Source organism: Acidimicrobiales bacterium (genome assembly GCA_035294085.1).
Lineage (GTDB): Bacteria > Actinomycetota > Acidimicrobiia > Acidimicrobiales > Bog-793 > DATGLP01.
The window spans coordinates 1-13512 of record DATGLP010000013.1 but is presented as its reverse complement, the minus strand read 5'-3'; the positions used below and the strand labels follow the sequence as shown (position 1 = coordinate 13512).

Sequence of the window (13512 nt, the reverse complement as noted above, 5' to 3'; positions counted from 1 at the left end):
CGACCGGGCCCGCTCCCCCGCCGCAGGGACGGGCAGGCGCCGGCACGGCCGTGGGCAGCCGCTCGGCGAGGCGCGCCCGTCTCTCGGTCGCCACCCCGACGCGCCTGGCACGGCCCGAGTCTGCCAGAGCGCTAGCGCGCGCCGCACGTTGCGTGTGCCGGGCGGCGGGCAGGAGCGCCGCGCAGGCCGGGCCCGTCCCGCCGGAACGCCTCCCCCTCGCTCGAGCGAGCGCGCCGACGCCGATCTGGGTAGGAAAAGCTGCGTGACCACATCACCGCAGGCAGACGTGGTCGACGAGGACTTCCTCCGGCACCAGCGCGCGCTGCTCGAGGAGCTACGCGCCAGCGAGGCGCGTACCGTCGAAATGCTCGCCACCGAGGTCAACGCCCTCCTCCGGCGCCGCGAGGCGGGCGAGTCGGCAGAGGAGGGCTTCGGCACCGGCGAGACGGCGAGCGTCGAGCTCGAGCGCGCCCGCGCCGAGCACGCCGCCGCCGTCGAGCGGCTGGCGAGGATCGACGACGCCCTCCGACGCATCGACACCCACACCTACGGGCGGTGCGAGTCGTGCGGCCAGTCGATCGGCCGCGCCCGCCTCGAGGCGATCCCGACTGCGACGCGCTGCATCACGTGCCAGGCGCGCGCCGCCGGCCGTCCTGCCCGCGGCGTCGGGCGCGGCCGGAGCGTCTCGGAGGACGAGGACGAGGCGCGATGACGCCGACTCGCGCCCGGAGGTGGTGGTGATGCGGATCACGAGGAGGTACGCGGCCCTCGGCGCCGCGTCGGCCGTCGGGCTCGCCTGGGCTCGCTCGCGCCGGCGGTCACGGCTGGCCCGCGCCGCGCAGGACTTCGCGGCGTCCGTCATGTCCCCGCCCGCGCCGGAGGTCTCGACCGCGGCCCAACCGCCCGCCGTGGACGAGGCGCACGCCCCCGGCCACCGGCACCGCCGCTGGGCGCGCTGGGCGCCGGCGCCAGCGCCACCAGCCTCCGGGACGCGGCCCTTCGCGAAGCACCGACACGGCCTGCGCCACCCAGGGCGCGGCTGACGTCAGCCCGCCGGGGCGGCCAGGTCGCGCTCGCGGCGCCGCTCAGAACTCGCAGGCGCGGCCTGCGCAGCCGCCTGCGTACTCCGCCGCCGCGCGCACGACCGGTGCACCGTCCCCGTCCCCGACGAGCGTGAGCACCTGACCCTCCTTGCTGCCGTAGCGGTAGACGGTGATGCCCTTCAGGCGGGCGCGCCACGCCCCGAGGAAGATCGACCGCACGTCCTCGACGGACGCGTCTGCGGACAGGTTCACCGTCTTCGACACCGCCGCGTCCGTGTAGCGCTGGACCGCCGCCTGCATGCGCAGGTGCCAGGCGGGGGGGATCTCCAGGGCCGTCACGAACGCGGCGCGCGTGCGCGGCGGCACGCGGGGGTCGTCGCCGACCCGGCCGGTGCGCGCGATGTCGGCGACGAGCGACTCCGAGTAGAAGCCGCGCCGGCGGGCGACGCGCTCGAAGAGGGGGTTCACCTCGACGAGGTGGCGCCCGAGGACGTTGCGGACGTACGCGACGGCGAACAGGGGCTCGATCCCGGCGGTCGTCCCGGCGATGAGCGACACCGTCCCGGTCGGCGGCACCGCGGTGAGCTGCGCGTTGCGCAGCGGCGGGAAGCCGCGGCGCGCGAAGCGGCTCTCGGCGAACAGCGGGAACGGGCCGCGTTGGCTCGCCAGCGCGGCCGAAGCGTCGCGCGCGCTCGCCGCGATGGTCCTCGCGACGCGGCCGGCCAGGCGCAGCGCCTCCTCGCTGTCGTAGGGCACCTCGAGAGCGGCGAGGAGCTCGGCGAGCCCCATCATGCCGAGTCCGACCTTGCGGCTCGCCAGCGCGGCTGGACCCAGCTCCGGCACCGGGTAGCCGTTGACGTCGATCTCGTCGTCGAGGAAGCGCAGCGCCAGGCCGGCGACGGCGCGAAGGCGCTCCCAGTCGACTCGGCCGTCGACGACGAGGCGGGCGAGGTTGATCGATGCGAGGTTGCACGACTCGTAGGGAAGGAGGGGGACCTCCCCGCAGGGGTTCGTCGCCTCGATGCGACCGAGCGAGGGCAGCGGGTTCGAGCGGTTGATGCGGTCGATGAACACGAGCCCCGGGTCCCCGCTCGCCCAGGCCGCCTCACAGAGCGTCTGGAACAGCTCCCCGGCCCGCACCGTCGCCACGGTCCGCCCGGTGCGGGGATTGACCAGCCGGTGAACCTCGTTGCCCGCCACGGCACGCATGAACCGGTCGTGCACGGCCACCGAGAGGTTGAAGCTCGGGAGGGCGTCGCCCTCGAGCTTCGCCCGGGCGAACTCCACGATGTCGGGATGGGACACGTCGAGCACGGCCATGCTCGCGCCGCGACGCCTCCCGCCGGCGCGCACCACCTCGGCCGCCACGTCGAAGACCTTGAGGAAGGAGACGGGGCCGCTCGCGCGGCCACCCGTGCTCGCCACCCGGTCGCCAGCGGGGCGCACGTGGGAGAACGAGAACCCCGTGCCGCCCCCGCTCTGGTGGACGAGGGCGGCGTCGCGAAGCGCCGAGAAGAGAGAGGCGAGGGAGTCCTCGACGGGCAGCACCACGCAGGCCGACAGGAGGCCGAGGCCGGTGCCCGCGTTCATGAGCGTCGGCGAGTTCGGCAGGAACTCGAGCCCTCGCAGCGCGCGCGCGAAGGCGTCGGCCCACCTGGTCGACGAACCGGGCTCGTAGGCCTCCTCGGCCTGGGCGACGTGGCCGGCGACCCGGTCCATCATCTCGCCCGTCGACTCGCTGACGCGTCCGTGCGCGTCCCGCCGCAGGTAGCGCTCCTTGAGCACCGTGACCGCAGCGATGCCGAGCTTCAGCTCGTCGCGCACGCCGAGCAGCCGCTTGGACTCCCGCACCTCGGCCCGGCGGCGGCGGAACACGACGTAGGCACGAGCGACGTCAGCGAGGTCGGCCGCCATGAGCTCACGCTCGATGGCGTCCTGGACATCCTCCACGCTCGCGAGCCCGCCGGGGAACGCGCTCGCCAGGTCGTCGACGACCGCCCGGGCGATCTTCGCGCCGAGTGCCGGTTCCGCCGCGCCCACCTCCCGAGCGGCGAGCTCCACGGCCCGCTCGATGCGAGCCGCGTCGAAGGGGCGAATGGTGCCGTCGCGCGCCCGCACCTTCGTCGGCGGGCGCGCGCGCTGCCGCGCGCCCGGCACCGCTCGCCCGGGCGAGGCTGCCATCCGAGCGCTACGAGAGGTGGTCGACGAGCCCCACGACGCCTGCGGCGGCGGCACAGTGCGCGCCGCAGTAGATGCGCCCCTGCGACTCGGTGCCGTGCCCGATCACGCGACAGCCGCAGCGGTCGCAGGTCGGCGCGAGCCGGTGGATGGCGCACTCGAAGCTGTCGAACGCGAACCGCTCGCCGCCGTCCGTCACGACCTCGAAGGAACGGTCGTACTCGTTGCCGCACACGTCACAGCGCATCGGACCCTGCTCCCGTCTCCGGGCCCGCCCCGCGGGCGGGCTCTGCCGCCTCCTCCCACCACCTGCGCAGCTCGCCGGGGAGCACGGCCGCGAGATCCGCGGCCTCTTCCGGGACGAGCCGGCGCAGCTCGCCGAGCACGGCCGCCACGACGGCCGGGGCGACCTCCTCGCCGCGAGGCGTCACGGCCGCGACGGCCCCGAGGAGGGCCGCGCGCGGGTCGTGCCGCCGAGGCATGCCGGAGCGGCGCGGCCGCTCGAGCATCGACCGGACGTCCTCGGGCAGGTGGGCGAGGACGTGGTCCAGCTCGTCGGTGGGGACCCGTTCGGCGAACGTCGCCAGCACCGCCCGGACGGCCGCGACGGCGTGGTCGTCGGGCACGCCGGCGGCGCGCGCCGCCTCGACGAGGCGCCGGCGGGCCGGCGACGCCTGCTCGTGGCGACCACCCGAGGGACGCGTGTCGCCTCGCGTCAGCCCGACGTGGAGGTAGGACTCGACGCCGGCCACGCCGGAGACCCTCGAGACGGCCTCCTCGATCGCGCGCGCGTCGTCGACGCTCGCAACCTCGCCGTGCAGGAGGGCCGTGTGGTTCTCGACCATCACGTGGACTCGAGGCACGTCCAGCCGCCGCTCGAGCGGACCGATCGTCGAGCGGATCCTGTCGGCGAGGACGAGGTCCGGGACGTCCGGGTCCGGGCGAGCCCGCCGCAGGCGGTAGCCGAGGCCGCGCAGCCGCCCCGTCGATCGCCGCGCCACGCGCCGGCAGCGCTCGGCGAACGGCCGCGCCCGCTGCACCAACCGCCGGCGACCGAACCACGCGACGCACGCAGCGGAGAGCGCTCCGAGCGCCACGGCCACGGTCCTCCGTCGCATCCCGCCTCCACCCCGAGCGTGCGCGCCAACGCCGGTGCCATGCTCCGCCCCGCCGGACGGCGCGGCCCAGAGGCGAAGGTCCTCGCGCGCCCTTCCGGCGGGTCGGCGGCCGCATCCGCGGGCAGGTCACATCGACACCCTCGGTGCTACCTTCGTCGCGCCGAAGCGGGATCCGAGCGCTCCCTTCCGGGGCGCGCCCGCCGGCCCGAAGGCAGCCGGAGGGAGGGTCGGCGGCTCGTCATGGCCAAGTCGGTGTACGCCCAGCTGCGCAACGACATCGTGACCGGGAAGCGGCCGCCGGGCACGCCGCTCGTCGAGTCGGCGCTCGCGCGCCACTTCGGGGTCTCGAGAACCCCCGTGCGCGAGGCCCTCCTCCAGCTCCGCCAGGACGGACTCGTCGAGCGCAGCGGCCGCGCCCACGTCGTGCGTCAGCGCAGCCCCGAGGAGATCCTCGAGATCTACGAGATGCGCATCCTGCTCGAGGGCGCCGCCGCCCGCGGCGCGGCCCGGCGCCGCACCGACCTCGATCTGAGCCGCCTGCGCCGTGCCCACGCCGACATGGCGGCTCTCTCTGAGCAGCAGGCCGACGATCGTGTCGCGGCGAACCGTGCGTTCCACAAGCTCATCTGGGCAGCCAGCCACAACCGGACGCTCGTCGACCTCCTCGAGCGCATCGAGATGCAGCTCCTGCGCTACCCGGAGACGACGCTCGGCTACCCGGGACGCTGGCCGGCCGTCCTCGCCGAGCACGAGGCGCTCATCGAGGCCATCGCGCGCCAGCGCGAGGAGGAGGCCGGGGAGCTCGCCGCCCGGCACATGGCCGCGGCGCGCGACATCCGCCTCGAAATGTACGCGAGCGCGGACTAGGCGGGGCGCCCGCCGCCCGGCGCGGGGGCCGGTGCGCTTCGTCGCCCAGCGCGCTCCGCCGCGTCCTGGACGAGCGCGAGCACGCGGTAGCCGACGTGCGCGAACTTCGTGTACGGCGCGAGGACGAAGGCGGTGAGGACCACGGCGAGGTGGACGAGGAAGGCCGCCCCCGCGACGGTGGACCACCGCAGTCCGAGGACGGCCAGGCCGCTCGCGCTCAGCAGTCCCAGCCAGAAGAGCAGCCCGTAGTCGCGCACGGCCATCGCCACGCTCTCGGGCGCCGGGTCCGACCGCAGCTTCAGCCAGATCAGCCCCGCGCACCCGACGACCAGCGCGACGCCACCCACCAGCCCGAGGAGGACCGGCACCGAGAAGAGCCCGTACGGGGGCTGCACGCCGAGGAGGTCCTGCTCGACCGCTGCGCTCACGGTCGACGCAACGCAGAGGACGAAGCCGTAGGCGACGGCGGCGTGCAGGCGGCGCCGGAGCGGGCTCGGGCGCTCGTCGGGGTAGAAGCACTCACCGCCGCCACCTCGCAGGTTCGCGAGCACCGCCGCATCCCGCAGCGCCCGGTACAGCGCAGCCGGGCGAACGCTCGCGCCACGTAGCCCGCCCGTCGCGCGCCAGTAGCGGACGTTCGCCCGGGCGAGGATCGCGACCCCCCACAGGGTCGGGATCCCTGCGAGCACGAGCAGGGCCGGGTAGGGAAGGCTCTGGTAGGGGGAGGCCGCGCCGTGGCCGTGACGCCAGAACGCGCCGAGGCCCACGCTCGCCGCGCTGACCGTCGCCACCAGCAGGGAGATGAGACCGAGGGCCGCGGCAGGAACGACCCACTGGCCCCGCAGCAGAGGCCGGTGCGGCGCCCGTCGGCTCACGAACTCGTCGTAGCCAGCGAGCCGGGCGTCCTGCAGGATGCGCGGGATGTTCACCGCGAACTCGTGCGGCGGCGCGTACATGCACGCGTAGTAGCAGGCGCGGCAGTCGTGGCACAGGTTCGCGAGGTAGTCGACGCTCCCCTCGATCTCCGGCGACCTGCGTTCGAGCGCTGGGAAGACCGCGCAGTACCCCTCGCAGTAGCGACAGGCGTCGCAGATCCTGAGCTGGCGCACCGCCTCGGCGCGCAGCGCCTCACGCCGCGACATCGGCCGCCGTCCTCCCGGCGATGCGGCCCCAGACGGTGCCGATCGTCATGCCGAACCCGGCGAGGTAGCCGCTCGACAGGATGTTCCCCGACATGATCTCTCCCGCTGCCGTCACGTTGACGAATGGCGTCCCGTCCGCCCCCACGACGCGGCCCCGCTCGTCGACCGCGACGCCCAGGTAGGTGAAGGTGATCCCCGGGCGCAGCGGCACGGCGAAGAAGGGAGGCTGGTCGAGCGGCAGCGCCCAGTTGCTCTTCGGAGGTACGAGGCCTCGGGTCGCGCACCCGTCCGGCTCGCCCGGCCGGAACGTGGCGGGGTCGCCCGCGCGCGAGTTGTACGAGTCGACCGTCGCACCGAGCGCCCGAGGATCCAGGCCGAGCTGCAGAGCGAGCTCGTCCACCGAGCCCGCCTGCAGCGGCGGGAACATCGGCGGCAGGAACCTCCCCGCCGCCTTCGAGTCCCACAGGCAGTAGGCGATCTGGCCGGGCTGGCGCGCGATGTTGCGGCCCCACTGCGCGTAGCGCTTCGGCCAGATGTCCTCGCCTTCGTCGTAGAAGCGCTGCGCATCCCGGTTGACGACGATCCCGAAGGGGATGGCGTCGATGCGCGTCGCGATCCCCCCGTCGAAGCGGGGCGAGCGCGCGTCCACCGCGACCGCGTGGAAGCCCTCCTCACGCCCGACCCGGCGCGCACCGGCACGGTAGAGGGCGCGCAGCACACGGCCGTCGTTGTCGCGCGGTCCCCGCACGACGAAGCTGTCGACGGCGTCCCCCCAGTAGGCGCGCAGCCACTCGAGGTTCGCCTCGAACCCGCCAGCAGCGCACACGACTGCCTTGGCGGCGACCTCGAAGGTCCGGCCGGCGCAGCTCGCGACGACCGCCGTGCACCGATCGCCCTCGACGACGAGATCCTCGGCCGTCACGCCGTAGGCGACGTGCACGCCGAGGGCGGCGGCACGCCGGTAGTAGGTGTTCACTAGCGCCTTCCCGCCACCGAGGAAGAACCTGTTGGTGCGATCCAGCTGGAGCGTCCCGGCGAGCGCAGCCTGCCAGCGCACCCCTCGCGCGCTCATCCAGGCCGGGAGCTCCGCCGAAGCCCGGATGGTGAGCGCTGCCAGCTTCTCGTCCGCAGGCCCGTCCCCGACGCCGCAGAGATCGGACCAGAGCTCGTCGAAGCCGTAGCCGCCCACCGAGCGGCCGTCGTTCCCGTCGTGGACGCAGCGGATGTTCCTCGTGTGCCGGCTGTTGCCACCACGCTGCGCCTCCGGCGCACGCTCGAGGAGCAGGACACGGCGACCGGCCTCCCGCGCCGTCAGCGCCGCAACGAGGGCCGCGTTCCCGCCGCCGAGGACGACGACGTCGAACGGACCCGCGTCGAGCAGGTCGACTGCGGCGCGCACGGGCCCACGCCCCTCGGCGGGCGTGGGGCCGCGTGATCGACCGGACCGGAGCCAGGCACCCAACGCTGCCTCCACAACTCGTAAACTGTCGTATACTGGTGCATACCTTATGCGCCCGTCGCCCTCCTTGGAGGCTCGGCTAGGCGCGTCCCCTCCAGCTGCTCGCCGGGTCCACGAAGGGTGGCTCGGGCGCACCCGGCCCCGTCCCCTGCGCCCCGCCCTCACCAGCACCTCCGGCCCAGCCGGCGCGCGAGCTGGCGCCGTCCGGTGGGTCGCGGACGCCGGAGCCTCGCCCTGCTCGGCGCGAGGCGCTTCGCGCGTCGTCCGCCATCTCCGGGCGACGAGGTCGCCCTCTCGTCGAGCGGCCAGCTTCTACGACGTCGAAGGACCGAGGCTCTCCGGTTCGTCAGCGGACCGCCTGGGGACAGCCGTCCGCGCGAGCCAACCGAAGCTCGCCTCGGTCCGCGTGCTCGGGTGGTACTCGAGCGCGTACGGGCCCTCGTAGCCCGCGGCCTGCAGCTCGCCGATCCACCGCGCGAGCGGGAGCCCGCCGGTGCCTGGCTCGTGGCGGCCCGGCGCGTCGGCGATCTGCACGTGGCCGATCCGAGGCCCGAAGCGCCGGATCGCGGCCGAGACGTCGTCCCCGTTGACGGCCAGGTGGTAGAGGTCCGCGAGCAGGAAGACGTTCCCGAGCGGCGACGCCGCCTCGGCCCGTTCGATCACCCGTACCGCGTCGGCAGCCAGGCGGAGCGGATAGCCGGCTCCGCCGCTGAGTGGCTCGACGAGCACCCGACCGCCAGCCCGTCCGAGAATCGCCGCCGCCTCGCGCAGTCGCTCGCAGGCGACTTCGTCTTGCTCGTCGGGGGTGACGCCCTCCAGCCGATTGCCGTACAGCGCGTTGAACGTCCGGCACCCCAGCCTGGTCGCGATGCTCGCGACAACCGCCAGGTTGTCGTCGTACTCCGCCGACCGCGCCGGCGCCGACAGGATCCCCCGCTCCCCCGCGGCCATGTCCCCCGCGAACAGGTTGAGCCCGTACAGCTGCACCCCCGCGTCCTCAATCGCCGAGCACAGCCTGTCGATCTCGCTATCGCCGGGTACCGCGCTCGCGAACGGCCACCACAGCTCGATGCGGCGGAAACCGGCGGCGAACGCCCGCGACGGCCGATCGCGAAGCGGGTACTCCCCGAAGAGGATCGAGCAGTTGACGACGCAGTCCTCCCTCGTGAGCACCTTCGTCACTCCACCCACTCGCCCGTCTCCAGGAAGCGTCGGGCATCCGCTGCGCGCTGCCGCCAGGGCTCGGTGGCCTCCATGCCTCAGCACATCCGTTCGGACGCTAGCGGACACGAACCCGGCGGTCGGAGTGAGCCCGTCGCACCGCCGAGCCTGTCCCCGAGGCGCCCTGGACGCGCGACAGGCTCGGGCCAGCCCGAGCGTCCGTTCCGTCGCGGGACTACTCGAGCACGAAGGTCACGAGCATGTTCACCTGGAACTCGACGACCTCGTTGCCCTGGACCTTCACCTGCTGGTCCTTCACCCAGGCAGCCGTGACGCCCCGCAGCGTCTCGGTCGCCCGCTTGACGCCAAGCCTGATCGCGGCCTCGAAGCTCTCCGGTGAGCGGGCCGAGATCTCTGTCACCCGTGCGATGTCGCTCATGCGGCCTCCTTCCGTGCTTCGGATCGAGAACGCCTGCGAGCCCACCGAGGTGCCGCCGCCGCCCACACCTGCCATCGCGACACGCGCCGAGCGCCGTGGACAAGGGCCGATCGTCACTGCCCGCGGCCCACGGCCGCGAACCGGCCGTCGCGGGGCGAACGCCACGCCTCTGGAACTCCGCAACAGCCTCGTGCAGCACGCCGCCGCATCCGCCCCGCCGGGCGTGACGAGTGCTCGGCAGGTCCCTCGGACAACGGCTCGGGGCCTGGCGCGCCGAGACCGATGGCCCGCCCACGACAGGCGCGGCCACCGTCGGATGCGACCCGAAGCGCGCTTCTGCCGGACGATCGCGCGCCACCCTGGCTGCCTGCTCTCTGAATCCGGCCGGCTGCGCCGGCGGGCTGGCCAGCGGAGCGACCTGCCCGACGGCGGGAAGGCAGGCCGCGGTCGGCGGTATACGCCATGGGGTATCAGCGCCCTCAGCGCGGCGGCACCTTGACAGGGCAGCCGAAGCCACGGAGAATGTTCTAGTGGCATTAGGACTACCGAGTCACGATCGACGAGCCCGCCGGCACGAGGCGACCAAGGCCGAGATCGTGGTGGCCGCGTGGGAGGTGGCCCGCCACCGGGGCCTGGCGGGGCTCACCCTGGCGGAGGTGGCGGCCCGGGTGGACATGCGGGTGCCATCGCTCTACCAGTACTTCGCTTCGAAGAACGACCTCTACGACGCCATGTTCGCCCAGGGCAACGACGAGTTCTTGGCCTTCCTGGAGGAGCGCCGGGCCGAGCTGCCCACCGACGCCCGTCAGCGGCTGCGCGCTGGGTTCCGCCTGTACTTCGAGTTCTGCACCTCCGACCCGGCCCGGTACCAGCTCCTGTTCCAGAGGACCGTCCCGGGCTTCGAGCCCTCCCCTGCGTCCTACGCCAAGGCCGTCGAGGTGATGACGCTGCTGCGGGAGGACCTGGCCAGGGCGGGGCTCGTGCACGACCAGGAGGACGAGGACCTGCTCACCGCCTTGAGCTCGGGCCTCGTCGACCAGCAGATCGCCAACGACCCCGGCGGGGACCGCTGGGCACGGCTGATCGACGTCGTGGCCGACATGGCCTACGACCACCTGAAGAGCAAGCAGCGCCGGAAGGGGCGCCAGGGCGCGCGCCGGCCGGCCGGGACGAGCACACAGGGAGGTCCACGATGAGAACCGCCCGCACGGGAACCGTCCAGGTCCACGTGAACGCCCCAGCGGAACGGGTCTGGGCGCTGCTGTCGGACCTCGAGCGCATGGGGGAGTGGAGCCCCGAGTGCTACCGAGTCGCCTGGGAGGGTGGCGCCAGCTCGCCCGCCGTGCCCGGGGCGCGCTTTCGGGGCTGGAACCGCTACGGGCGCATGAGGTGGTCGGTCGCCTGCCAGGTGAAGACGGCGGTCCCCAACAAGGAGCTCAGCTGGTCCACCCTGGTACGGGGCAAGGAGATGGTGACCTGGTCGTATCGGATCGAGCCCTCCGACGGAGGGGTGAACCTCGTCGAGTCCTTCGAGGTCCACTGGCTTCCCCTGTCGGCCCGCATCGCCGAGGACTACCTCATGGCCGACCGCGACCGCCGGCGCGAGCAGGCCATGCGCCAGACCCTCGAGCGCCTCAAGGCCGAGGCCGAAGCCGGAGGCGGAACCACGTCCTGTTGGCCGGCGGGCGCGTGCTCATCGTCAGCTGGGGAGGCGGCGGCAACTTCCCCCCCGCCCTAGCCCTGGCGGCCCGGCTGGTCGCCGCCGGCCACGACGTCGCCCTGCTGGCGGACGCCGCACCGGCGGAGCGCTCGGTCGCCGAGGCCGTGGCCCGGTCTGGCGCGCAGCTCCTCGAGTACCGCTCGGTGGAGCCTTGGCCCGCCGGGGTGAGCCTGGAGGAGGACCCGGCTCGCTTCCACGAGATGCGCAACGGGCTCGCCACCGCGCACGACGTCCTGGCCGCGGCGGCACAGTTCCGCCCCGACGTCGTGGTGGTCGACTGCATGCTCGGCGCCGGCCTGGTCGCGGCGGAGCGGCTCGGGCTCCCCACGGCGGTGCTCGTGCACGTGCTGTACCAGCCCTTCGTGTGCTTCTGGGGCGACATCTCCGTGAACGTGAGCCAGTGCCGCAAGGCCTTCGGGATGGCCGACCTGGCTGCACCGGCGACCCTCGACCAGCTGCGGCGCGCCGCGAAGGTGCTCGTGCTCGTACCCGAGGCCTTCGACTACCCGGGCGCGCCGCGCGGCGACGAGACCCACTACGTGGGCCCCATCCTCGACCCGGCCCCTCCCGGTACGCCGCACGACCTGGGATTCGACCCCACCGACGACCGTCCCCTCGTGCTCGTGTCGTTGAGCACGACCCCCATGCGTCAGCAGGAGGCCCTTCCCCCCATCCTCGAAGCGCTGGCCGGGCTGTCGGTGCGAGGCTTGCTCACCCTCGGGGGGATAGCCGTTGAGCTGCCCTCGGTGCCTCCCAACGTCGCCGTCCACCGCTACCTCCCTCACGCCGAGGTGCTTCCGCTCGTCTCGGCGGTGGTGACCCACGCCGGGCTGAGCACCGTCATGGCCAGCATCGCCCACGGCATTCCCCTGCTGTGCATCCCCCAAGGGCGCGAGCAGCCGCTCAACGCCGCGCGGGTGCAGGCGTGTGGCGCAGGCATCACCCTCGAGGCGGGAGCCGCCTCCGAGTCCATCGCTGCGGCCCTGACCGCCGTGCTCGACGACCCCTCCTACGCCGACGCGGCAAGGCGGCTCGCGGCATCCATTGACGCGCTCGGTCGCGGCCAGGCAGCGGTCGACCACGTCCTGTCGCTCATCGGCTCCGGACCGTGAGGCCGGGTGCCGCCCCGGCGCCTGGAGGATCGGAGCCTCTGGCACTCACCCGCCGAGAGTGCTAAGAGTCAGGACGAGGCAACAGGGAGTCGATCAGGAGTCGGCTGGGGAGCCCAACCTCGATGGTGCGGTCGGCCGTCGACCCGGAGGGCGTCGCCGAGCGACGGGCCTCGCTCGACCAGGTCGTGGTCACCGCCGTTGCCGCTCTCCAGCGCTGGAGGTCCTCGGTGAGCGCGCCGGCCATCGTGGGCAGCGCCGCCGCTGACTCCCCCACGGCCGAGCTCCGCGGCCTGGCCGCCCGGTACGAGCGGCTGTGCGCCGGTGCGCAGTACGCCAACCCGCCGCCCGCCGAGGCGCTCGCGGTCCTGCAGGAGCTCGATCTGCGGCGCGCCGAGGTGTCCGGCGCGCCCCTGGGAGTCGCACGCCCGGCGGCGCACGTAGCCGAGGAGGTCGCCCGGTGCCGCGAGGTCCTGGCGAGAAGCGCCCGGAAAACAGGCGGGATCGATCGCCAACGCCCGCCTCGAGGTGGCCCTGCGGGCCGCCATCCAGCGCGCGCCAGGACGTCATGTCTCATCCTGAGAGCGAGGTCCGAGGACAAGGAGGCGAACGTGCAGGCACGAGTAGGTGACCGGGTCGTGGTCGAGGCGAAGAAGGTCGGTCAGGCGCGACGGAGCGGGGAGGTGGTCCGCGTCGAGGGCGACGAGGGGCACCAGCGGCTCTGGGTGCGCTGGGACGACGGGCACGAGACGCTGTTCGTCCCGAGCGCTGGGGTGAGGGTGCAGCCCAAGGAGTCGGGCGTCACGGCACCCTAGCGGCGGGCGACATGCTGGACGGCCCCGGGAGCGGGTGACGAGCGCCGTCACCTGCCGGGACCGGAACGAGGCTCCGGTACGCGGGTGACGGTGCCCAGGTTGCCGCGGTGGTACTCGTCGTGACGCCAGCGCCACCACTGGGTGACCATCGGACGCGGCATCGCCGAGCTGCCGGCCGAGATCGACAGACTCTGCGCACGTCGTGAGGCGCGTGCGGGCGAGATCGAGGAGGGCTCTCTCGTCCACCTCTTCCGTGAGCTGCTCTCGGGCCGTCCCGGGACCGGTCCGCGCATCGGATCGCGCATGTTCGCCGGATCGGCTGTCAACGGTCACGAGGATCTCCCCACAGGCGGCCATGACTTCTCCCCGCGCGTGGCCACGAGAATTCCCCGCGCGCGGCCACCTCGCTTCCCGCGGACGGCCATGTGAATTCCCCGCGCGCGGCCATCGGAATTCCCCGC

The 13512-nt window shown here is 73.8% G+C and carries 13 protein-coding genes; 6 read left to right on the top strand and 7 right to left on the bottom strand.

All coding sequences use genetic code 11. From position 1 onward, the window contains the following. Window positions 1-262: 262 nt before the first annotated feature. Window positions 263-712, top strand: coding sequence for a TraR/DksA family transcriptional regulator (locus VKV23_04630; protein ID HLI15322.1), 450 nt, complete (start codon window positions 263-265; stop codon window positions 710-712). 373 nt (window positions 713-1085) lie between these two features. Here VKV23_04630 and VKV23_04625 read toward each other — a convergent pair whose 3' ends face one another. Genes VKV23_04625 through VKV23_04615 form a run of 3 tightly spaced genes read right to left on the bottom strand, consistent with a single transcriptional unit; the run spans window position 1086 to window position 4318 of the window. Further along, the gene (locus tag VKV23_04625; GenBank protein HLI15321.1) at window positions 1086-3200 is read right to left on the bottom strand and encodes an adenosylcobalamin-dependent ribonucleoside-diphosphate reductase; all 2115 of its coding nucleotides are present in this window, start codon (window positions 3198-3200) and stop codon (window positions 1086-1088) included. Between the two features lie 31 nt (window positions 3201-3231). Further along, window positions 3232-3468 carry a hypothetical protein gene (locus VKV23_04620; GenBank protein HLI15320.1) on the bottom strand — a complete coding sequence of 79 codons (237 nt, stop codon included), beginning with the start codon at window positions 3466-3468 and terminating at the stop codon, window positions 3232-3234. Further along, window positions 3458-4318: a DUF2267 domain-containing protein gene (locus VKV23_04615; GenBank protein ID HLI15319.1), complete on the bottom strand. Its 861-nt coding sequence runs from the start codon at window positions 4316-4318 to the stop codon at window positions 3458-3460. Before VKV23_04615 ends, VKV23_04620 begins: the two co-directional genes overlap by 11 nt. A 261-nt stretch (window positions 4319-4579) precedes the next feature. Between VKV23_04615 and VKV23_04610 the strand changes: the two genes are divergently transcribed. Further along, window positions 4580-5206 carry a GntR family transcriptional regulator gene (locus VKV23_04610; GenBank protein ID HLI15318.1) on the top strand — a complete coding sequence of 209 codons (627 nt, stop codon included), beginning with the start codon at window positions 4580-4582 and terminating at the stop codon, window positions 5204-5206. Here the strand turns inward: VKV23_04610 and tcuB are convergent. The 4 genes from tcuB to VKV23_04590 form a co-directional block, all read right to left on the bottom strand. After that, window positions 5203-6348 (bottom strand): tricarballylate utilization 4Fe-4S protein TcuB, encoded by a 1146-nt coding sequence (gene tcuB, locus VKV23_04605; GenBank protein HLI15317.1) that lies wholly within the window; start codon window positions 6346-6348, stop codon window positions 5203-5205. The genes VKV23_04610 and tcuB overlap by 4 nt on opposite strands. Then, the gene (gene tcuA / locus VKV23_04600; GenBank protein HLI15316.1) at window positions 6335-7747 is read right to left on the bottom strand and encodes an FAD-dependent tricarballylate dehydrogenase TcuA; all 1413 of its coding nucleotides are present in this window, start codon (window positions 7745-7747) and stop codon (window positions 6335-6337) included. The genes tcuB and tcuA overlap by 14 nt, the downstream gene beginning before the upstream one ends. 372 nt (window positions 7748-8119) lie before the next feature. Next, complete coding sequence (locus VKV23_04595) at window positions 8120-8989, bottom strand: TIM barrel protein (GenBank protein HLI15315.1); 870 nt, start codon at window positions 8987-8989, stop codon at window positions 8120-8122. Between the two features lie 214 nt (window positions 8990-9203). Next, window positions 9204-9407 (bottom strand): dodecin family protein, encoded by a 204-nt coding sequence (locus VKV23_04590; protein HLI15314.1) that lies wholly within the window; start codon window positions 9405-9407, stop codon window positions 9204-9206. Between the two features lie 596 nt (window positions 9408-10003). Here VKV23_04590 and VKV23_04585 point away from each other — a divergent pair. From VKV23_04585 to VKV23_04570, 4 genes are all read left to right on the top strand, one after another. Then, a complete protein-coding gene (locus tag VKV23_04585; GenBank protein HLI15313.1) occupies window positions 10004-10603 on the top strand; it encodes a TetR/AcrR family transcriptional regulator in 600 nt (199 codons plus the stop codon). Beyond that, window positions 10600-11145 carry an SRPBCC family protein gene (locus VKV23_04580; GenBank protein HLI15312.1) on the top strand — a complete coding sequence of 182 codons (546 nt, stop codon included), beginning with the start codon at window positions 10600-10602 and terminating at the stop codon, window positions 11143-11145. The genes VKV23_04585 and VKV23_04580 overlap by 4 nt, the downstream gene beginning before the upstream one ends. Then, a complete protein-coding gene (locus VKV23_04575; protein ID HLI15311.1) occupies window positions 11097-12239 on the top strand; it encodes a glycosyltransferase in 1143 nt (380 codons plus the stop codon). The genes VKV23_04580 and VKV23_04575 overlap by 49 nt, the downstream gene beginning before the upstream one ends. A 122-nt stretch (window positions 12240-12361) precedes the next feature. Beyond that, window positions 12362-13051, top strand: a complete 690-nt coding sequence (locus VKV23_04570; protein ID HLI15310.1) for a DUF1918 domain-containing protein — start codon at window positions 12362-12364, stop codon at window positions 13049-13051. Window positions 13052-13512 lie beyond the last annotated feature (461 nt).

Excerpts from the sequence above, each read along its gene's own strand:
- VKV23_04620 (HLI15320.1), bottom strand. The coding sequence starts at position 3,468 with ATGCGCTGTGACGTGTGCGGCAACGAGTACGACCGTTCCTTCGAGGTC.
- VKV23_04610 (HLI15318.1), top strand. The coding sequence starts at position 4,580 with ATGGCCAAGTCGGTGTACGCCCAGCTGCGCAACGACATCGTGACCGGG.
- tcuB (HLI15317.1), bottom strand. The coding sequence starts at position 6,348 with ATGTCGCGGCGTGAGGCGCTGCGCGCCGAGGCGGTGCGCCAGCTCAGG.
- VKV23_04590 (HLI15314.1), bottom strand. The coding sequence starts at position 9,407 with ATGAGCGACATCGCACGGGTGACAGAGATCTCGGCCCGCTCACCGGAG.
- VKV23_04580 (HLI15312.1), top strand. The coding sequence starts at position 10,600 with ATGAGAACCGCCCGCACGGGAACCGTCCAGGTCCACGTGAACGCCCCA.
- VKV23_04570 (HLI15310.1), top strand. The coding sequence starts at position 12,362 with ATGGTGCGGTCGGCCGTCGACCCGGAGGGCGTCGCCGAGCGACGGGCC.